Origin of the sequence: Mesorhizobium sp. M0938 (assembly GCF_040319125.1) — a bacterium.
GTDB classification, from domain to species: Bacteria; Pseudomonadota; Alphaproteobacteria; order Rhizobiales; family Rhizobiaceae; genus Mesorhizobium; species Mesorhizobium robiniae.
Window position 1 is genome coordinate 19,595 of sequence record NZ_JAMYNS010000017.1, and the last position, 19,561, is coordinate 39,155.

Annotated in this window: 16 protein-coding genes; 13 read left to right on the plus strand and 3 right to left on the minus strand. The window is 57.5% G+C overall.

Annotated features, from left to right (window positions below; all coding sequences use genetic code 11):
* Positions 1 to 2: 2 nt before the first annotated feature.
* Both NKH73_RS25395 and NKH73_RS25400 read right to left on the minus strand, forming a co-directional pair.
* Entirely contained in the window at positions 3 to 1,820 is a 1,818-nt protein-coding gene (locus NKH73_RS25395) for a hypothetical protein (RefSeq protein ID WP_352937083.1), read from the minus strand.
* Between the two features lie 215 nt (positions 1,821 to 2,035).
* Positions 2,036 to 3,982 carry an acyltransferase family protein gene (locus NKH73_RS25400; protein WP_352937084.1) on the minus strand — a complete coding sequence of 649 codons (1,947 nt, stop codon included), beginning with the start codon at positions 3,980 to 3,982 and terminating at the stop codon, positions 2,036 to 2,038.
* Positions 3,983 to 4,505: 523 nt separating this feature from the next.
* Between NKH73_RS25400 and NKH73_RS25405 the strand changes: the two genes are divergently transcribed.
* Together NKH73_RS25405 and NKH73_RS25410 are read left to right on the plus strand one after the other, a co-directional pair.
* A complete protein-coding gene (locus tag NKH73_RS25405; protein WP_352937085.1) occupies positions 4,506 to 5,372 on the plus strand; it encodes a class I SAM-dependent methyltransferase in 867 nt (288 codons plus the stop codon).
* Entirely contained in the window at positions 5,372 to 6,343 is a 972-nt protein-coding gene (locus tag NKH73_RS25410) for an NAD-dependent epimerase/dehydratase family protein (RefSeq protein ID WP_352937224.1), read from the plus strand. Before NKH73_RS25405 ends, NKH73_RS25410 begins: the two co-directional genes overlap by 1 nt.
* Positions 6,344 to 6,480: 137 nt before the next feature.
* Here NKH73_RS25410 and NKH73_RS25415 read toward each other — a convergent pair whose 3' ends face one another.
* Positions 6,481 to 6,729: a hypothetical protein gene (locus NKH73_RS25415; RefSeq protein WP_352937086.1), complete on the minus strand. Its 249-nt coding sequence runs from the start codon at positions 6,727 to 6,729 to the stop codon at positions 6,481 to 6,483.
* A 72-nt stretch (positions 6,730 to 6,801) separates the two neighbouring features.
* Between NKH73_RS25415 and NKH73_RS25420 the strand changes: the two genes are divergently transcribed.
* The 11 genes from NKH73_RS25420 to rfbC all read left to right on the plus strand — a co-directional run bounded on the left by NKH73_RS25420 (position 6,802) and on the right by rfbC (position 19,542).
* On the plus strand, positions 6,802 to 7,515 hold the full coding sequence (locus NKH73_RS25420) for a glycosyltransferase (protein WP_352937087.1): 714 nt from the start codon (positions 6,802 to 6,804) through the stop codon (positions 7,513 to 7,515).
* Positions 7,512 to 9,752, plus strand: coding sequence for an AGE family epimerase/isomerase (locus NKH73_RS25425; RefSeq protein ID WP_352937088.1), 2,241 nt, complete (start codon positions 7,512 to 7,514; stop codon positions 9,750 to 9,752). The genes NKH73_RS25420 and NKH73_RS25425 overlap by 4 nt, the downstream gene beginning before the upstream one ends.
* A gap of 149 nt (positions 9,753 to 9,901) precedes the next feature.
* Positions 9,902 to 10,375 carry a hypothetical protein gene (locus NKH73_RS25430; RefSeq protein ID WP_352937089.1) on the plus strand — a complete coding sequence of 158 codons (474 nt, stop codon included), beginning with the start codon at positions 9,902 to 9,904 and terminating at the stop codon, positions 10,373 to 10,375.
* 267 nt (positions 10,376 to 10,642) lie between these two features.
* Positions 10,643 to 11,149: a hypothetical protein gene (locus tag NKH73_RS25435; protein WP_352937090.1), complete on the plus strand. Its 507-nt coding sequence runs from the start codon at positions 10,643 to 10,645 to the stop codon at positions 11,147 to 11,149.
* Between the two features lie 381 nt (positions 11,150 to 11,530).
* The gene (locus NKH73_RS25440) at positions 11,531 to 12,343 is read left to right on the plus strand and encodes a tyrosine-protein phosphatase (RefSeq protein ID WP_352937091.1); all 813 of its coding nucleotides are present in this window, start codon (positions 11,531 to 11,533) and stop codon (positions 12,341 to 12,343) included.
* A 47-nt stretch (positions 12,344 to 12,390) separates the two neighbouring features.
* A complete protein-coding gene (locus NKH73_RS25445) occupies positions 12,391 to 13,128 on the plus strand; it encodes a polysaccharide biosynthesis/export family protein (protein WP_352937092.1) in 738 nt (245 codons plus the stop codon).
* Positions 13,129 to 13,180: 52 nt separating this feature from the next.
* On the plus strand, positions 13,181 to 15,559 hold the full coding sequence (locus NKH73_RS25450) for a GumC family protein (protein WP_352937093.1): 2,379 nt from the start codon (positions 13,181 to 13,183) through the stop codon (positions 15,557 to 15,559).
* Positions 15,447 to 16,700: a tetratricopeptide repeat protein gene (locus NKH73_RS25455; RefSeq protein WP_352937094.1), complete on the plus strand. Its 1,254-nt coding sequence runs from the start codon at positions 15,447 to 15,449 to the stop codon at positions 16,698 to 16,700. Before NKH73_RS25450 ends, NKH73_RS25455 begins: the two co-directional genes overlap by 113 nt.
* Positions 16,697 to 18,016, plus strand: a complete 1,320-nt coding sequence (locus NKH73_RS25460; RefSeq protein WP_352937095.1) for an O-antigen ligase family protein — start codon at positions 16,697 to 16,699, stop codon at positions 18,014 to 18,016. The genes NKH73_RS25455 and NKH73_RS25460 overlap by 4 nt, the downstream gene beginning before the upstream one ends.
* An 89-nt stretch (positions 18,017 to 18,105) precedes the next feature.
* A complete protein-coding gene (gene rfbA, locus NKH73_RS25465) occupies positions 18,106 to 18,987 on the plus strand; it encodes a glucose-1-phosphate thymidylyltransferase RfbA (protein WP_352937096.1) in 882 nt (293 codons plus the stop codon).
* Positions 18,988 to 19,542, plus strand: a complete 555-nt coding sequence (gene rfbC, locus NKH73_RS25470; protein WP_352937097.1) for a dTDP-4-dehydrorhamnose 3,5-epimerase — start codon at positions 18,988 to 18,990, stop codon at positions 19,540 to 19,542.
* The last annotated feature ends 19 nt before the right edge of the window (positions 19,543 to 19,561 follow it).

Sequence of the window (19,561 nt, forward strand, 5' to 3'; positions counted from 1 at the left end):
GATCATCCAGTCTCGACCCATCCTCCGTGCTGCCATTGCCACTCGCGATGCGTCCCCACGCCGGGTGCCAGGTTCTGGATGCGAGCGCCCGGGAAGCCTGGGAATGTCGGTCGGACCGTCCCTTCCGAGGTCGGGACAGGCTGCGTGTGGGAGTTCTCGCCGTGGATGTTCGTTAACGACCCGACAAAACCCCGCGTGTCCATGGTGCTGCCTACCTTTTGGCCGGCGATGGTCAAGCCGTCGACGATCATCGCGCCGGCGCCAAAGCAGCGGAAAGCACTGTACCCCTCCGTACCGCCACCCGATAGCACTAGCCGCATGCCCTGGATGGTCATCCGCCCGCCAAATTGATTGGCCTGGAACGGTGTCCCCCGCGACGTACAGGTCACGTTGCTGAAACTCCAGTTTCGAGCCGGCGTGGGTGAGGCGGACACAGTCACTGCGGTGAGGGATGTGGTGGCGAAGTTACAATCTGCGATATGCACGTCGTTGACGTAGTGAATGGTGTCGTTTGGGGAAAGGAGCGCATGCGCCGTTGAATCGGCGGCTACCCGCGCCCCGGTGATAGTCACACCACCGGCACCGGCGCTGGCGCCTTGCAACAAGATGCCAGCCTTGGATGCCCCGGCGCATTGCACGCCCTCGACACGGACATTGGCCTCACTGCCGCGGATTCCAAGATAGAGATCGGTCACGTTCTTGCTGAACGTTCCGCCCGAAATGACGACATCCCGGACGCTGTTGCTGGCGATCGCCGATTTTGGCAATGTCCCGTCGATGGTGCTGGACTGGCCATGCACCGTCGCATTCCGGATGACCAGGCCGGAGCCGTTGACCGCATAGATGCCGTTATCGCGCGGCAAGATCAGGACTGGATCGGTGATGCGTATGTTGCGGTTATTGGCACCATAGATCTGGAGCGCGTAGCAGCCGGTGTCGTCATGGCCGCCCACCAGTCCGGCATTGTGGACCACGGCATCGCGGATCTCGCTGTCGTGGACGTTGTTATTGAAGATAATTCCTTGCTTGATGTGCGTCGCTTCGGCGTAGAAGCCGGTGACGATGGCGTCACGGACGATCGCCCTAGCTGCTTCGGCAGGTTCCGATGCCACGCTGCTGATGTTGATGACAGCCGAGTTGGCGCCACGGTACGCTGGGTCGAGCGAGTTACCCGGCCGCGAAATACCCCGCAAGCCGTTGATGCGTACATGCTGCACCTCTAGATTGGAGGGGCTTTCATTGTAGACCAAGACCCACCATGGCGCCTTGAAATTCTGAAGTTCAACAGTGTCCATCGTGAACGTATCGATGCTGGCCTTTGCGGCCGCGCTAAGGGCGAACTTCATGAATGCGCCGTTATTGTAGCCGTTCGACATGCTATTGCCGATGACGGTCAGATCGGCGACTGTAACCTTGGAGACGTCGACAGCGCTAAAAACGTAGAATGTATGTTCCGACCCGGTAATGTTGATGATCGATCCGTTGCCGTCGATGGTGCAGTTGGCCGGAACCGCAATGCCCGGATGGCCTAGAGCCTTTAGATCTGCAGAGGACCAGTTATAGGCCCCACGGCGAAACATCAGGGTTCCGCCTCCCATGGATTCGATCCGGGCAAGGGCGCGGACGCAAGCGGCGACGTCCGTCCCATCGTCGCCGAAGACGACAAGACCGCCAGGCGTTTGCGTCGGGGTGTGTTCAGGCATGCGGCCCTGGAATTGACCGACGGGCGAGGCTGCCGATCCGGTAGTCAAGACTGCAAGCGCCCCAACTCCTGTTAGCAGACGGCGGCGGGTCAGGGAGAGCTTGTTATCAGCGATCATTGCGAGGCTCGCACCTTTTCTTCAATCGCGCCGCATTCGGCGCCCTTCGTCACCGCCAGAGCGGTTCATCGGTCGAGGTGACGGCCGAGCGCCTTATACCGATCCGGCTGGACGGCAGGTTGGCGGCGACGCTCGGCAGGCAATTTTCGAGGACCGAAATACCAATATCCAGAACCGCGATTGCGGCGAGGTGAAGGCTTTACCGATGCACAAGCTCAGCGTTGCGTGGCCAGCGCTTCGGTGAAAATGGAACGAAAACGGAACAATTCCGCTTGCGCAATATGGCTGGCGTCCGCAAATATGGATCGTCCATCCAGAACATAATCGCATCGACTTGCGTCGCACAACACCGTGTCCGGGCGCGCGAAGCCGATATCGCGGCGCGCCTCGAAATGTTGGATGGCCGCCCTATACCGCTGCTGGAACTCTTCTGCCGGCAAATAGGTCGGTTTTTCCAGAGGCCAGCCGAAGGCTAGATCACGGCTCAGTTCGGAAGGAAGATCCCATCCAGGGTAAGCGATCGGGCCGATGAGAACGACCTTCTTGCCGAAGCCCAGCAAGCGACCGATCAGATCGTCAAGCCCGCGAACGAGTTCTGCGTCGTCCCTGTTGTCTACTGTCTTTCCGTTTGCATCGACCAGTCCTTTCTCCGCATGTGCCCAGGTCAAACCAAGAATAACAGTTTTCACATTTGAAAGCTTGCCAAGCTCGATGAGATTGGCGGCGGCCACATCAATACACTCACGCGAAATGTTGACGGACACTGTCGGCAGGCAGCCGTTCGCCGGAACCAGGAGACCAGGCAACCCTCTCTCGACAAATATCGACTCCCAGACAGGCGCATACATTTGTGCATGCGAATTCCCCAGCAAAACGACATTTGCGTCAGAAGGATCGCGAGAGGCAAGGTTGAGCACGCAGGCGCGCGACTGGCCCATACGGAGGTAATTTGGGACGGGACAGCGGTAGTTGGTTCCGACGGCCGCGTTGATGGCCGCGGCCTCACCGCCCATCCGGCCGGGCAGCCCGTTCGACCAAATCAGTGCCGACGCAATCACCGCAAGCATGCCGGCGCCGACGCCGGCCGCAAGACACACCGTTCGTGCAGGCATGGCTCGACTGCGGAAGGGGCGTTCGACGTATCGCCATGAGACGATGGCGCAGGCTGTCATGCCCGCCACGGCAATCATCATCTCGCCGAAGTTGAGGTCGCGGACGAGATAATATTGCGAGAAGACGATGAACGGCCAATGCCAGAGATAAAGCGAATACGAGATCAATCCGACGAAGGCGAGCGGAGGCGTCGCTATTAACCGGTTCACTGGTGGCTGCACAACCTGACCGGCGGCGATCAATAACATCGCCCCGATAACCACAGGTAGCGCGACTGGGACGGAGCCATACGTAGGAAGGGGGCTGACGATCCCAATGAGGACTGCAATCGCACCGATTGCTCCGAGAAGGCGAGCGACGGTTCCTCGCGGTATCAGGCTGGCCGGCAGAAGAGCAATCATGGCCCCGGCTCCAAGTTCCCACGCCCGGGTCGGCAGCAGGAAAAATGCCGGCGATGCGCCGCCTATCTTGAGGGCCAGGCAATTGGCCGCCAGGGACACGATAGTGAGCAGCGCGATTGCGGGAAAAGTCGCGCGGGGCCAAAAGCGGGCAAATGCCGCAATGAGCAGGGGAAAGATGATATAGAACTGTTCTTCGACACCCAATGACCAGACATGCAGGAGCGGTTTGGCCTCGGCAGCCCTCGAAAAATAGTCGGTATCTCTCCAGAAATAGATATTTGCCACGAAGCCGAGCGTGGCGAGCATGCTCTTTCCATATCCGATCAAATCGGCGGGCAGCAGCAGCACGATCGCAGCCATAGTGGTAGAAAACAGCAGGAGAAGAAGAGCCGGCATGATTCTGCGGACACGCCGCTCATAAAACCGTAAAATCGAGAACTGCCCCTTCAGCGCCTCACGCCATAATATTAGTGTAATCAGATATCCCGAGAGCACGAAGAAAATGTCGACGCCCAGATATCCTCCGGGCAACCATGACCTCGACAAGTGAAAAGCTATCACCGAAATGACGGCGATCGCGCGCAGGCCGTCGACGTCCGCCCGATAGCCAATAAGGTGCGAATCCGCGCTTCCGACTCTGGTGTGCATGTTAATTGTTCAGGTCCCCGGGGCAGTGCCTCGTCTATAAAAGAACCAGAGCCGGGGCGCTACTCCAAGCTGCTACGATAATCAGCATCTGCGGACGGGACTTCGGGTGGGAGGAACTCAGCTAGATGCTAGATTAAGGGATGAGCCAGCGAGTTTTGCGCGGTCGAAATTCACGCGGTTCGAATTCTCGTGATCTGAACTTGACGAGTCCGGAAACGGTAGCGTAGCTGAACGCTCAGAACAACCTCCTGACTGAAGCGTGATCGACGCATTGCTGCAAGGGTGACAGAGGCTGGAGCCGTGCTTCTCACCGACGCTGAAAATTATCCTGGAACGATGGACGGGCGAAGCATGCGGGCCTATGACCGAAGCGCTATCCCACTCGCCAAGCTAAGCCTTGGCGGCTGTTGTGGGCGCATCCGATAAATCTGAGAGAGCGAGATCGTTGTGACCAGGAACGCGCCGCCTCACGCAGTTGTTGCCGGAAAACCAGCGGAGATGATCCAGCATATGGTTTCTCTCGATGACTGAAGCGGCCATGACTTGGGAAGACGCCGTCCGCTGGTGCATGAGCGAGCCTTCGATGAAGGAACTCGCCCGCGCCGCCTATTTCGACGATCCGGCCGTGGCCGCACAACGCTACCACCAAAGCGCGGAGTTCGACGCCGTCCGCAGCATGATCCCGCGCAAGGTCGGCCGTGCTCTCGATCTCGGCGCCGGTAACGGCATCCTCTCCTATGCCTTGGCGCGCGAGGGCTGGTCTGTGACCGCTGTCGAGCCCGATCCGAGCGCACTCGTCGGTGCCGCCGCGATCCGGGCACTTGCCGAAAGCACCGGCACCCCCATCGAAGTGGTGGAAGCGTTCGGTGAGGCGATCCCGCTATCGGCGGCAGGCTATGATTTGGTCGTCGCACGGCAGGTGCTTCATCATGCCCATGATCTTCCGGCTTTCTGCCGCGAAATGGCGCGTCTCTCTCGCGATGGAGCGACGATCCTGTCGTTGCGCGACCATGTGGTCTCCGGGCCGCAGCAACTCGAGCCTTTTCTGCGCGCTCACCCGCTTCATCATCTCTACGGTGGAGAGAACGCTTTTACGCTGGCAGCCTACCGCGCTGCGATCCAGGGGGCCGGGCTGACGATCGACCGCGAACTGAACTCGTTCCAGTCCGTCGTGAATTATGACCCAATGACGCCGTCTGAGATTCGCGACAGGCTCGCCAAAGTCTTTGGTCCTTTTTCCCCGATTGTTCGCCTGGCTCTTTCGCCTGTGCCATTTGGCGCCGTCGCCAGTCTCGCTGCATCACTTGACCGCCGGCCCGGGCGCCTGGTCTCTTTCCTTTGCCACAAGAACGGACCTTTGCCACAAACACGGGAAGGACTGACTTCTTGATGCAATCAACCGAGCCTAAGCCTGTCTGGGTGACTGGAGCCGGCGGGTTCATCGGCCTGCACCTCGCTCGTTTCCTCGCTCGAAACGGATGCCGTGTCATCGGCTTCGGTCGAAAAGAGGCACCCGGTTTTGCTTTGGCGACCGGCGGCGCGTTTTTTCCCGGTGGAATAGCCGTGGAGACAATGGGTTCGGCTCTGGCGGCGCATGGCCGCCCTTCGGCAGTGTATCACCTGGCGGGTGGCGCGACGGTTGGCCAGTCAATTGCTGATCCCTTGAAAGACTTTGAACAAAGCGTTGTCTCTGCCGCTCGTGTCCTCGATTTCCTGCGCCGCCACGCACCCGATGCACCTGTCGTTCTTGCGTCTTCCGCTGCGGTCTATGGCGGCGGGCATGTCGGCTCGATCAGGGTCGATGCCCCGCTCGATCCGTATTCCCCCTATGGCTATCACAAACGCATGGTTGAGGAGCTTGGCCGGTCACATTGTGCCGCATACGGCCAGCCAATCTCGGTGGCCCGCCTTTTTTCGGTCTATGGCGAAGGGTTGCGCAAGCAACTGTTATGGGATCTCTGCGGCAGGCTCGCGGCGGGCGAAACCGACATTGTGCTTGGCGGCATGGGTACGGAAATGAGGGATTGGCACCATGTCTCGGACGTTGTGCGGTTGATCCATCGCATTTTGCCTGCCGGCGAACCGCGCTTCGCCATCTACAATGGCGGTGCGGGCGCTGCTGCATCCGTCAGCACGATTTCCAGCATGGTTCTGACGGCTTGGGGAGGCAACCATCGCCTCTCGTTTTCTGGGCAGTCCCGGCGCGGCGATCCCGTCAATCTGATCTCGGATCCGTCCGGCGTTCCGGACGGGCTCCAGTTACAGGTGCCGCTCAGCAGGGGCATTGCCGGCTATGTCGATTGGTATCGCGCTGAAATTCTCGCCGAGCGGATCGGCCGTCTGCGCCGCGCCGCCCCTTGATTACCGTCGGCTTCACCCTCATCGGCCGCGGATCCTGGTCAGGCGGCGAGTCCTATCTGCGCAACATGTTGAGCGTCATTGCCTCCGAGCTGCGTGGCAAGGTGCAGGCGAAACTGTTTCTCACACCTGAGCAGCATTCAAGCATTGGCGCGTCCTTCGATCACATGTTGGCTACGCCCGCTATCGTCGATGGGCGGGTGATAGGCGCCGGGCTCGGCAAGCGAGGGCTGATCGCCCTTGCTGGCGGAACTGATCGTGCTTTCGCAGACCTTGTCGCTGCGCAGGGTATTGATGTTGTCTTCGAAGTCGCTCAGTGGTTCGGGAGCCGGTTTCCTGTGCCGGTCGTTTCCTGGATTCCGGATTTCCAGCACCGTCGCCTGCCACACCTTTTTCCACGTAGCGCCTGGTGGCGCCGGGATCTCGGTTATCGCCTGCAGACATCAGGAAACCGCATCATAATGCTCTCCAGCGGGGACGCGCTCGCGGACTGCGAAACATTCTATCCGGCCTCGCGCAATAAGACCGCCGTCGTGCGTTTTGCTATCGATCTCGATCCCGGCGCCATTCTGGCGCGCGCCGACGAGGCGCGCCAGGCGCATGGGCTGCCCGAGCGTTTCTTCTTTCTCCCCAATCAGTTCTGGGTCCACAAGAACCACAGGCTGGTCATAGAGGCATTGAGCCATATAAATCAGATCGGAGCGTTGGCCTCCTTGCCGCCGGTAATCCTCTCCGGTCGCACCACGGACCCGCGCGATCCGACATTTTTCAAGCGTCTGATGGACCTTGCCGAAACTGATGGACTTGGAAGCCATTTTCGACACCTCGGATTGATTCCCTACGACGATGTCGTCGCCCTGATCGGTGCAGCGGACTATCTCCTGAATCCTTCGCACTTCGAGGGGTGGTCAACCACGGTCGAGGAAGCGAAGTCGCTGGGCACGCCGATGCTGCTGTCCGACATTCCGCTGCATCGCGAGCAGGCACCGGAATCGCTCTTCTTCGCACCTGACAGTCCGCAAGCGTTGGCGCAGTGTCTCCTCGAAGCCGGGCAGCGCCCACGCCTCGCCCGCGACAGTGTCGCCGTGCTGCAAAGTCGCCAACAGATACGCCGCCGAGACTACGCGGCAGCGCTCCTTGCTTTGTTTGAAAATGTCAGAGGTGTCACCCAATGACCGAACGGATCGTCAGTTTTGTCATGAGCGGCGGCGTTGGCTCCCGGCTGTGGCCGCTGTCGCGTGAGGACAATCCCAAGCAGTTCCATGATTTTTCGGGCGATGGCTCGATGCTGGCCAAGACGCTGCGCCGGATTACGGCGCGGCCGGATGGCGAAACGCCGGTTTTCCTGATCGCTTCGGAACGGCACGCCGACCGCGTCCACGCCGATCTCGCCGGCCTCGACCTTTCCGGCGGCGGCCCTTTATTCGAGCCGACCGGCCGCAACACCGCTGCCGCCGTTGCCTTGGCGACCCTGCGCACCCTGTCCGAATATGGCGACAGCCTGATGCTGGTGGTGCCGTCCGATCATGAGATCGCGACCGCGCAGCAATTTTGGCAGAGCGTGGAAAGGGGTACTGCGGCGGCGCGTGCTGGCCGGCTGGTGGTGTTCGGCATCAAGCCTAGCCAGCCGGAGACCGGCTACGGCTATATTGAGGTCGCCGGCGAGAAGGATGGCATCTGCGATGTCTCGCGTTTCGTCGAAAAACCGGACCTCGCGACCGCGCAGAATTACCTGGCGGCGGGCAATTTCTACTGGAACACCGGCATCTTCCTGTTTCGCGCCGGCGCCATGCGCGACGCCTTCATGGCTTTCGAGCCCGAGATATGGAACGCCGTTGAAATTGCCTACCAGGCCGCGACATCGGATCTTTCCGGCCTCTATATGCCTCTCGAGCTTTACGCCGCCATTCCCTCGACGTCGATCGACTATGCGATCATGGAGCGCGCCAGCGGGATCGCCATGGTGCCGGCCGGGTTCCGCTGGAACGATCTCGGTTCCTGGCAGTCGCTGCTCGATGTCGGTCCCTCCGACAGTGACGGCAATGTCATCGTCGGCGATGTCGTCGCCATTGACTGCGAGAACTCCTATATCCGCAGCGACAGCCGCTTGCTCTCGGCCATCGGTCTGAAGGACGTTGCCATCGTCTCGACCGCCGACGCTACTTTCGTTGCCCCGGTCAGCCGCAGCCAGAATGTCAAGAAGATCGTCGAGCAGCTCGAAAAGAGCGGCCGTCTGGAGACCAGGTTTACGCCTGCCGACGATCGCGTGATCGAAAGCGGCGCCTGGCGGCGTCGCGTTCACCACTGGCTGTTTGAAGAGACGGTGCCGCTGTGGTCCACGGTCGGCGTCGATGAGCGCCATGGCGGTTTCCACGAGGCGCTCGGCTTTGACGCCACACCGCTGATGAAGCCCAAGCGCATGCGCACCATGGCCAGGCAAGTCTACGCTTTCGCTGTTGCCAAAGCGCGCGGCTGGGACGGGCCTGCCGACCGGTTGATCAGCCACGGTATCGGATTCATGAACAGGAACGGCCGCACCGACAAGGGCGGCTGGGTGCGCACGCTCAATGTCGATGGCACAGTCGCCGATGCCGCCGAGGATGCCTATGATCATTCCTGCGTGCTCCTGGCGCTGGCGCATGCTCACATGGTTGGCAATGCTGATGCATTGCGGCTTGGCCAGGAAACGTTTTCGTTTCTCGACGCGCATCTCGAGGATCACCGCATGACCGGTTTTCTCGAAACGTCGAGCGGCGAGGGCGAACGCCGCTCCAACCCACACATGCACCTGCTCGAAGCCTTCCTGGCTTGGCATCAGGCAACCGGCGAGCTTACCTATCTTCGCCGCGCCGCGCGCATCGTCGATCTGTTTCGCAGCCATTTCTTCGATCGGGAAAGCTGGACGCTGGGCGAATATTTCGACGCCGAGTGGAGGCCGACGGAGGGCGAGAAAGGCGCATGGACGGAACCTGGCCACCATTTCGAATGGGCCTCGCTGCTGGTCGACTTTGCAGGACGGACAGGCCAGAGCGAACTGACCGGATTCGCCAGAAAGCTCTATGCCTCGGCCATCGCCAACGGCCTCAATCGCGCCACCGGCCTCGCCTATGGCGCCGTCTCGCGGCAAGGCCTGCCGCTCGACCTTGTCTCGCGCAGTTGGCCGCAGGCAGAAGCAATCAAGGCGGCGATTGCGCTGGACGGTTCAGGCGGCCCCGATCTCAAGCCCGAGATCGAAGCGCGTGTCGGTCGCCTGTTCCGTTGGCACATCAATCCGGCGCCGCTCGGCCTGTGGATAGACCGGATCGACGAGCGTGGCCGCTCGCTGGCGACCGATGTGCCTGCAAGCATCTTCTATCATCTGGTCTGTGCGCTGACGCAATATCTCGACAGCACCGGAGGCGAATCCGGATAAACTGATCGACGCGATCGAAAGTTTCTTCGACTGAAATGGATTTCGGTGTTTTTGACCCGTGGCCAGTCATCGAGCCGTTTGGGCGATGGCGCGGTCGTTGCCGCCAGAAGTGATGGAGACGCAAGCTTGGCCGTGACGGGAGTGAGAAATTGTCTTTCAAGCAAATAAGCGTGCTGGCACTCGTCGCCTTGGTATTTGCGATTGGCTTCTTTGCCATCATCGTGAAGAAGGGGACGCCTGTTCGTCCGCAAACCCCAAAGCCACAGGCGGTGCTTGAGCCGTTCGATGGCAAGCTTTCCATCCAGGCAATCGATGATCTTCGCGTTGCCGGCCGCAAGATTGTGTTGTGCGGCGTGGCGTTTACCAAGCCGCGATCCATGCTTGCCATGGTAACGGAGGTGGCGCGCCGAGACTATCAAGGACTCGCTTTGACCTGCAAGCCGATCGGCAAGGGGACGCCTTGCGACGGCAATGTCGCCTCCAAGTTTGGTGACGCTATCGTCGTGCAATGCCTCACGTCCGATGGCACGGATCTGGCCGCGAAACTTGCCGAGACGGGCATCCTGTGCGGACAGCCTGTGCAAGCGGGTTCGACCTACAAATCTTGCCTGTCCGGCTCGTAACGCATGACATCGCCAACGGCGCTTACGTCGTCGTTCCACGACTTACGACTGTCATAAATCGTAAAGGCAGGGCGTGCGACAAGGACGTCGAACACAGTCGACCATAACGCCAAATCGGGTGTGTCCAATGAAACACAGCGGAAACCAAAAACTCATTTCGCATATGCGAAACAAGTTGGAATTAAAGCAAAAAGCTGTTACGCGCTGTCGGGTATCTTGGTGCTTGGACGGGGCTGAGATACGGCGGGACAAAAAGGATCGAAACGAATGAACCTTATAGTTAAAAGTGCGTTGACCGGATTTATCGCCTCGATCGGTTTAAGCCCAGTTTCGTCCTTCGCTCAGGACACGTCGTGCACCTGCACGACCGCCTATCAGGGGGCGGCGAATTCGATTGGTTCCATCGGCCGCGCCAATGGCGATGTAATGGTTTCGCAGGCTGCTGGTTATGGCCCTGCAAAGGCGGGGAATGTTCTGGATTTCGGTAGCCGGATAGTGGTCGGTGCTAAAGGATCGGCTTCCGTCAATGTTGGTGGCTGCAACCTGGATGTGCCGGCGAATTCCAGCCTCGACATTTCTCGTGTCGAGAACAATATCTGCCTGAAAGTTGTGGGCTCCGAACAGACGGCTGCCGCCGTTAGCTCTGAACACACCGGCCAGATCGCCCCGGGCGGCGTCCAGTCGAATACTCCGCTATTCCTTTTTGGTGGTATGGCTATTGCTGGCGGTGTTCTGGCCGCAACGCAGGATGACAACAACGGCGTTAGCCGTTAGGCAATATGGCAAAAACGTAGCAGAGGCATGTGACTGCCTCTGCTGTTATTGTATCGCTGGTGCCCTCATGCTTTGGTGCGCCGGCTGGAGCCGGGGTATTGATGAAACTCATCAACCATACCGCTCTATTGGCTGAGTTGGAGCTGGGTGCGGTTCGTCTTGGGCGAACTCGCCTCGACCGACTGGGTGGTGACAGGTGGCGCCCCAATGCTGATCTCTAGCTTGCGCGATGACGACAACGCTGTCAGCGAATAGCTTGGATCTGGCGTCTATCGCATTGTATGAACTTGATGAATGCGTCATTCGCTATCGTGCGGGTGGCGCATTTGCCTGTTATCTGGAAGAAGTCGTCAAGTTGCTTCAGTGCGGCCATAAGCGCCAATGATCGACCTGCATTCCCACATCTTGCCCTGTCTTGATGACGGTTCGCCCAGTCTTGCTGAATCGCTGGAAATGGCGCGGCTGGCGGTGGCCGATGGAACGACCCATATGGCGTGTACGCCGCATGTCGTTCGAGGCATGTACGAAAACGGAACGGCAAATATTGCCCGAGCAGTTCAAGAGTTGGAGCGTGAGCTGCGCCGTGCCGCAATACCGCTCGCTCTTTATGTCGGTGCCGATGTTCACGTGGCACCCGACCTTCCGGAACGATTGGCGCTCGGAGATGTACCGACTTTAAACAGGTCCCGCTATTTTCTATTCGAGCCGCCGCATCACGTTTTACCACCAAGGCTGGAAGATCTTGCCCTACGTCTCGTAAGCGCCGGGTTCATTCCGATTCTTACCCATCCTGAGCGGCTGACATGGATCAAGGCAAATTACGACGTTATCGAGAGGTTGAATGCAGCGGGCTGCCTTATTCAGCTTACGGCAGACTCGATTGTTGGTGCTTTTGGCCGCACGGCGCTTTACTATTCGGAAAAGCTGATTGACGAAGGCAGGGTAGATATTATCGCATCGGACGCCCATGGTGCCACCCGCCGGCGCCCTGGGCTTTCGCAGGCAGTCGCCATTGCCGCGAAGCGATGTGGGGAAGATGAGGCCCGCAATATGGTGTTAAAACGTCCAGGCGAAGTATTGGCCAACCGGCATATCGAGCCGGTCGGAAAGGCGCATGCGAGAAAACCGGCAGGTCCCGGCAATGTCGGTCGCTTTGCGGGATTGGGTCGCTTGCTGAAGGGTGGGACGGCGTGATGGGCGGGTTTCATTTCGCAAGAGGTTGTATGGGAACGATATGTGTCGTGCTCACTTCGCTCGCGATGTCTGCCTGTACGAGCACCTCGTCAACGACATCGTCTTCGCCCACGTCGGTCGATGCGCTGCAATTGACCTCAACGTCTGCGCCGCTTTCGGGCGGCGGCGCCTTGCAGGTGGTGAAGGAGTTGCCTGCGCCGCATACCCAGAACGGCAACGAGCAGCCTTTGTCCGCGAACGATGTGCTCGAGGTGAATGTGTTCCAGGTCGACAATCTGAACAGAACCGTTCAAGTCGACGCCGGCGGACAAATTTCGCTTCCGCTTATCGGGACTGTCGTTGCGGCAGGAAAGACTGTCCGTCAGTTAGAGCAGGAAATCGAGACGGCCTACGGCGCCAACTATCTGCAGTCGCCCGACGTGTCGGTCTATGTCAAGGAATCGGTCGGACAGCGCATTACCGTCGATGGAGAAGTCACTAGGGCCGGTATTTTTCCGGTGTCGAGCAATTCTTCCCTCATCGACGCGATCGCCCTTGCTGGCGGGTTCAATGCCATTGGCGATGCGGGAAAAGTCTTCGTCTATCGCAATGTCGGTCAAAATACTTTGGTCGCGAATTACAACGTGGAGCAGATTCGTGCCGGCAAGAGCCGCAATCCACGCATCTATGGTGGCGACAAGATCGTCGTCTTCGCCTCGAAATCGAAAATTGCTATGAACAACCTCAAGGACGCCCTCGGCGTCGCCTCGAGTGCAGCCAGAATAGCGGTGGTCCCGGGACTATAATCATTGCCCGTCAGGATTCAGGATACAGCCAAACCTAGGATTGCTTCGCACCATGCTCGATCGTAACAGACAGCATCAAATTGCCGGGCCAGGGCATGGCCAAGCCTTGTCCGCGGACCTGTACTATGACGGTGCGCAAAACTATGGCTCATACGGTCGCGATTACTCGGAGCAGGACGAGGGTTTCAATCCACTCAAGCTGCTTTTTTACGTTATCCAGTATCGATGGCTGATCGTCATGATGGCGGCTGGCGGGCTTGTTGCTGGCGTCATTGTTACCATGATGCAGACGCCAAAATATCGGGCAACAACGCAATTGGAAGTGCTGGTTCCTTCGGCCAAGGTCTTCCAGGACATTGAAGTGGTCTCTGAAACCAGCGACATGCGGGCCTTTCAAACGGCCCGAGAAAAGCTGAAAAGCCGAGCTTTGGCGCAGCGCGTGGTGTTCCAACTAGGGCTCAGCGAAAAGCCGGATTTCCTGTTTCCGACGCCGAATTTCTCGCCCAGCAATATTTTCTATCGTGCGTTCGGAATTTCCAAATCGCCCTCCATAGAAGAGAAGACCCCAGAGGAGCGTGAGAAAATTGCAATCGGGCGCATTCTGGATGACCTCACGGTCACTCTGGTCACCAATACAAGCCTGCTGTCGATTACGTTTGCCGACCAGAATCCGAAATATGCAAGTGATATAGCCAATCAGGTCGCACAGAGTTTTATCGATCAGCGTCTCGATCAGACCAGCGAAACCTCAGACCTGGCACGGCAATTCATCCAGGAACAGGTTCTGCAGGTAAAGCAAAAGCTTCAAAAGTCCGAGGAGGAGCTCGTCGCTTATGCAAAGGATGCAGGCATCACCGTAACCGGTGACGAAAAATCGCTGATCGGATCGAATATCGAGGCTCTGAACACCGCGCTCGCGACAGCAATACAGGAGCGTCTCGATGCCGGACGGATGGTGGACCAGATAGACAAAGGTCGCGGGTCGAGCCTCAGCCCGGTCTTGGAGAGCGAAGGCCTGCAGAAGATCACCGACAAGCTGGCGGATTTGACCAGCCAGTATCAGCAGAAATTGGGCATATTGAAGCCGGGCTTTCCAGAGATGCAGCAGCTTCGGGCTCAGATCAACGAATTGCAACGACTTTATAACAATGGCGTTTTGACTATAACAGACTCGCTTCGACAGAAATACCAAGAGGCTCAGAACAAGGAGGCCGACCTCAAGTCAAAGCTTTCTGAGATGGAGCAGCAGCAGGTTATCTTCAACGATAAGAATATCAAATACACAATCTTGAAACGAGAAGTTGATTCGAATCGATCCCAATATGACAATCTTATCGCTAAGTTGAATGAAGTTGGCGTGAGCTCAGAACTTAAGACGCAGAGCGCCGCGACCGTCGATTTTGCGACGCTGCCCAATCAACCTTATTCTCCACGCCTAAGCATAAACCTCGCCATTGCTCTGGCATTTTTCATGGCTCTGAGCGCATCCATTATCTATATCATCGAGTTGTTGAACAACACCTTCACCAATCCTGAGCAGGTCGAAAAGGAATTGGGACTGGCGATGCTCGGCATCCTGCCGCATGTCGATGACCGGGAACTGATAGCCAGCATCGCTGATCAGAAATCAGGACTGTCGGAAGCTTACCGTTCGCTTCGAACATCGTTGCAGTTCTCCGGCGCCGAAGGCGCGCCGAGATCGCTGCTGGTCACGAGTTCGGAGCCGTCGGAGGGCAAGTCGACCACCTCGTTCAAGCTCGGACAGGATTTTGCAGCGCTTGGTGCAAGAGTTCTCATTGTCGATGGCGATCTTCGAAAGCCGAATCTCCATCGGCTGTTTGGTCTCGACAACACAATCGGGCTAAGCAATCTCCTGACAAACACCGTCCGCAAGGAGGATCTGGCAAGCATTTTCAGGGCAACGAAATACCCTAATGTGACAGTCCTGACCTCTGGAACGATCCCGCCGAACCCTGCTGACCTGCTCTCTTCGCCGAAGATGGCGTTGATCATCACCAATCTCGGCAAGCGCTTCGATCTTGTCATAATCGATGCCCCGCCGATCGTCGGCCTTTCAGATGCGCCTATCCTTAGCCGGCTTGCCGAGGGCACATTGATGGTCATCTCTACCAATCAGGTAACACGCAAGTCGGCGAAGACAGCGTTGAAGCGCCTGCGAGCTGCCGGCGCGAACGTGGTCGGGGCCGCGATGTCGAAGTTTGCAGTGAACAAGTTCGATTACAACTACGCCTACAAATATATGAACTACCAGTATTACGACTACGGTACGAGTACCCCGAAAATTGAGGGCAAAGTCGATGACGGAGCAGACCAGCCCGCTTATGCAAAATCTCCGGCGTTCAGGCGTTTGGTTCGCCGCATCCGTTCTGGTGTTGGTGGCTTCATCGATCGGGCTAAGTCGATTTCTTGAAACCGAAACGCCAACCGCTTCCCTCGCGCTGGACCCGTTGAACGTCAATGCCTTGATAGGCGAACTTACCAACGAGCTGAACGATACAAGCAATGCTCCCGATCTCGACGCATTGCTTGCCAAGGCCGAACGCGCGCTTCGCTTTGATCTTGCGGATGCGCGTCTCTATAGCCTAATCGGCGAGATCAAATATCGGCAAGGCGAAAAAGACCAAGCCTATGAGCTTTTTGATCAGGCTCGAACACTGTCCAAAACCGAAATCCACGCGCTTCAGAGGTCCATTGGACGCTCTATTGAAACAGGCGATCTGCCGAAAGCTGTCGGCGGGATCGATATTTTGCTGCGGCGATGGCCAGATCAATTTCCGGCGATCGCCGAGGGTCTGCCGACAATCCTCTCGGACCCTGCTGGTTACCAGGCTGTGCTCGCAGCCATCAGGGCCGCGGCGCCTTGGAGAGCCAGTCTGCTCGTCGCCCTCAGCAACACGCCCGAAGGGGTCGATTCCGCGAATCGGCTACTGCTCGATTTGATCGGTTCAAGCGCGCCGCCGAAATCGGGCGAGTTGTCCACTGTGATCAACGGCTATATTCGTCAGAAGAAATATGAACAAGCGTATCGATTATTTCTTTTCAGCCTGTCCGATGAAGAACGGAAGTTGGGCGGCTACGTTTTCAACGGCACGTTCCAGCCGGTGTCCAGCAAAAAGCCCTTCGATTGGCAAATCCGTGATCAGTCGGGCATGGAAGTTACGTTTGCAAAGTCCCAGGATGCAGTCGAAGGCGAGGGCGGGGCGACGGTCCGCTTTCTGAATACGCCGGTCAAGAACTCTGCTCTCCAGCAATATATTGAGCTCCCTCCTGGCGCTTACAAGATTTCTTTAATTGCGTCCGCAAGAAACCTGAAGCTTCCAAAGGAGCTATTCTGGTCGCTCAGGTGTCCAGCCGGTGAAATTGCGCGGTTCAACATTCCGGAAGGCACGTTCAATCGTCAGAATCTGAACCAGGATTTTTCGATTGGTTTGGACACATGCCCTATGCAATTGTTGAGGCTGGAGACTGCCGCCATCGCTGAGAGCTGGCGATTTCGATATGTCGGTACGTTGGTAATGCACAAATTGATCATCGAGAGACTTCCATCTTGAGCGACCGGCCATCGGAATGGGATAAATATCTCCTCGGGTCGGTGTTGGTCATATCTCTGGTGGTCGGCGGAGGGACTGCAAGCGGCCTCTATACGGATACGCTGATTGAGATCGCCGCGATTGTCTCGGCGGCGGCTGTCTTTTCACAAAACTCCGGCCAGAGAATTCCGCATTCTGTTCTTTGGCTGCTTGTCTTCGCTGTGGCGTTGGTGATTTTGCAAATTGTCCCGCTGCCGGCGGCGCTGTTTAACGGATTGCGACCGGAACTGTTGCTGGCGGATTCCGGGCTGGTTGGGGAAACGCGATTTCGTTTTGTCAGCGTCGGGGTTGGACGGACGATCGAGTGTCTGTTGTATTTGGTCGCATCCGCGGCGTTTTTCTTGGCGGTGCTGCGTTTGCGTACCGAGCAGGTCCGGGGGCTTCTGCCGTTCTTTTTTATGGGTGTCATATGCAACGGCTTGGCGGGAGCGATTCAATATTCGCTCTCTGACAATATCGCCATAGAGGGATTGTTGCCTTTTACGATCAACGCCGGGCTCTTTGCCAACCGGAATCATTTTGCGGCTTTGCTTTTTGTTTCTATTCCCTTCGTTGTCTACCACGGCCTGTTCCGCGGATATCTTTTGTCGGGATCGCTCGGACTGGTCACGCTCTTGCTGCTTCTTTTGGCCGCTGGTTCGCGCGCCGGTGTCCTGATTGGGTTGGCGATAACAGTACTGTCCATTGTCTTTCTTTCAGCGCGCTCCAAGGTTAGCAGATGGGGCATACTGCTTACTTTCATAGGACTTTCAGCCTATACGATAGGCGCATGGACGAAGATCGATGCTGACGCGATTGATCCAGCCTTCGGGCGAGGAGAGTTTGCTCGCACCACCATTGAGGGAATCAAGGAGAACTGGGCAACCGGCATTGGGTTTGGAAATTTTCAAAAGGCCTATCAGATATACGAAAAGGAAGAGATGATTTTTAGTCAATACGTAAATCATGCCCACAATGATTATCTTGAAATAGCTTTCGAGGGCGGGATTCCTGCTGTTTTGTTGATGGTGATTTATTTTATGATGATTTTTACAGCGTTTGTTAAAATTACGCGCGATCCTCTTCAAAAGGCGGCGTCTCTTTCAGTAGTTTTTATTCTGATCCATTCACTGGTTGATTATCCGCTGCGGACCGAAGCGCTTGCAATGACGTTTGCCTTTATGAACGCCATTATCTTCCACAAAGGATTTGCAGACCGTTTGGCCAAGAAGAACGAATTGATCGAGATCGACCACAACGGCGATAAGCTGTTTGTTCCCATCGGGAGTTCGTCCTAGTTCTGGCCAAGATTGACAAGCCGCCGCACGAAACATAAGCACGAGAAAATTGCGCCGGCTGGGAGCGACGACATTTTTAGGAGAGCTTGTTGAAGGGCATTATCCTGGCTGGGGGCAGCGGAACCCGGCTCTATCCTCTGACACTGGCGGTCTCCAAGCAGATCCTGCCAATATACGACAAGCCGATGATCTATTATCCGCTGAGCGTCCTGATGCTAGCGGGAATTCGCGAGATTCTGGTCATCTCAACCCCGCGCGACCTGCCGGTTTTTCAGGATTTGCTCGGCGACGGCTCGGCATTCGGGCTCGACCTGTCTTATGCGGTGCAACCGCATCCCAACGGTCTCGCGGAGGCTTTCATCATCGGCCGCGACTTCATTGGCAATGACAGCGTGTCGATGATCCTGGGTGATAACATCTATTTCGGCGAAGGGCTGTCGCAGCTCTGTCGCACGGCAGCTTCGCGCAAAAGCGGTGCATCGGTGTTCGCCTACCATGTCGAGGATCCGCAGCGCTATGGCGTGGTATCCTTCGACAAGGTCAGTGGCACTGCTTTGACGATCGAGGAGAAGCCGCAAGTGCCGAAGTCGAATTGGGCCATCACCGGTCTCTATTTCTACGACAATGATGTCGTAAACATCGCCCCGACAATCCAACCCTCGGAGCGAGGCGAGCTCGAGATCACTGCGGTCAACAACGTCTATCTCGAACGCGGGCAGTTGCAGGTTCATCAGCTGGGCCGCGGCTACGCCTGGCTCGACACCGGCACCCACGATAGCCTGCATGAAGCCTCGTCCTTCGTGCGCACGATCGAGCACCGTCAAGGCATCAAGGTTGCCTGTCCGGAGGAAATAGCATTCGAGCAGGGCTGGCTGACGGCGGACAAGGTTCTGCAGCGCGCCACCCGCTTGGGAAAAAATGAATATGCCGCCTATTTGCGCAAGCGCGTCATCGAGTTGACGGAGAACTAGGTGTTGGAGATCAGGCCGCTCGGCCTCGACGGCGTGCTGGAAATCGTCCCGAAGCGATTTGGTGACGCGCGCGGCTTTTTTATAGAAACCTACAACGCCGAGCGGTTTTCAGACGCCGGTATCGACTTGCGTTTCGTGCAGGACAACCATTCGTATTCCGCTGCCGCGGGTGTGTTGAGGGGGCTTCACTATCAACTTTCCCCACGCGCGCAGGACAAGCTGCTGCGCGTGGTCCGAGGTAGGATTTTTGACGTGGCGGTCGATATTCGCCGCGGCTCGAAAACATTCGGAAACTACGTCGCCCTTGAGATCTCCGCCGAAAAGGGCAATCAAATTTTGGTACCGAAGGGCTTTGCACACGGTTTCGTCACGCTCGTGCCCGACACTGAGGTGCTGTATAAGGTCACCGACACTTATTCGCCAGAGCATGACCGATCGATCCGTTTCGACGATCCCGACATTGGCATCGAATGGCCATCTACGGCTGGCGGGTTCCAGCTTTCGGACAAAGACCTCAAGGCGACAATGCTCGCCGCCGCAGAAGTGTTTGCGTGAGGGGTACTATCATAAGGGG

What these genes read in the sequence shown, in the direction of transcription:
- NKH73_RS25405 (WP_352937085.1), top strand. Translation starts at nt 4,506, where the DNA reads ATGACTGAAGCGGCCATGACTTGGGAAGACGCCGTCCGCTGGTGCATG.
- NKH73_RS25435 (WP_352937090.1), top strand. Translation starts at nt 10,643, where the DNA reads ATGAACCTTATAGTTAAAAGTGCGTTGACCGGATTTATCGCCTCGATC.
- NKH73_RS25425 (WP_352937088.1), top strand. Translation starts at nt 7,512, where the DNA reads ATGACCGAACGGATCGTCAGTTTTGTCATGAGCGGCGGCGTTGGCTCC.
- NKH73_RS25420 (WP_352937087.1), top strand. Translation starts at nt 6,802, where the DNA reads ATGCTCTCCAGCGGGGACGCGCTCGCGGACTGCGAAACATTCTATCCG.
- NKH73_RS25450 (WP_352937093.1), top strand. Translation starts at nt 13,181, where the DNA reads ATGCTCGATCGTAACAGACAGCATCAAATTGCCGGGCCAGGGCATGGC.
- NKH73_RS25395 (WP_352937083.1), bottom strand. Translation starts at nt 1,820, where the DNA reads ATGATCGCTGATAACAAGCTCTCCCTGACCCGCCGCCGTCTGCTAACA.
- NKH73_RS25400 (WP_352937084.1), bottom strand. Translation starts at nt 3,982, where the DNA reads ATGCACACCAGAGTCGGAAGCGCGGATTCGCACCTTATTGGCTATCGG.
- NKH73_RS25455 (WP_352937094.1), top strand. Translation starts at nt 15,447, where the DNA reads ATGACGGAGCAGACCAGCCCGCTTATGCAAAATCTCCGGCGTTCAGGC.
- NKH73_RS25440 (WP_352937091.1), top strand. Translation starts at nt 11,531, where the DNA reads ATGATCGACCTGCATTCCCACATCTTGCCCTGTCTTGATGACGGTTCG.
- NKH73_RS25410 (WP_352937224.1), top strand. Translation starts at nt 5,372, where the DNA reads ATGCAATCAACCGAGCCTAAGCCTGTCTGGGTGACTGGAGCCGGCGGG.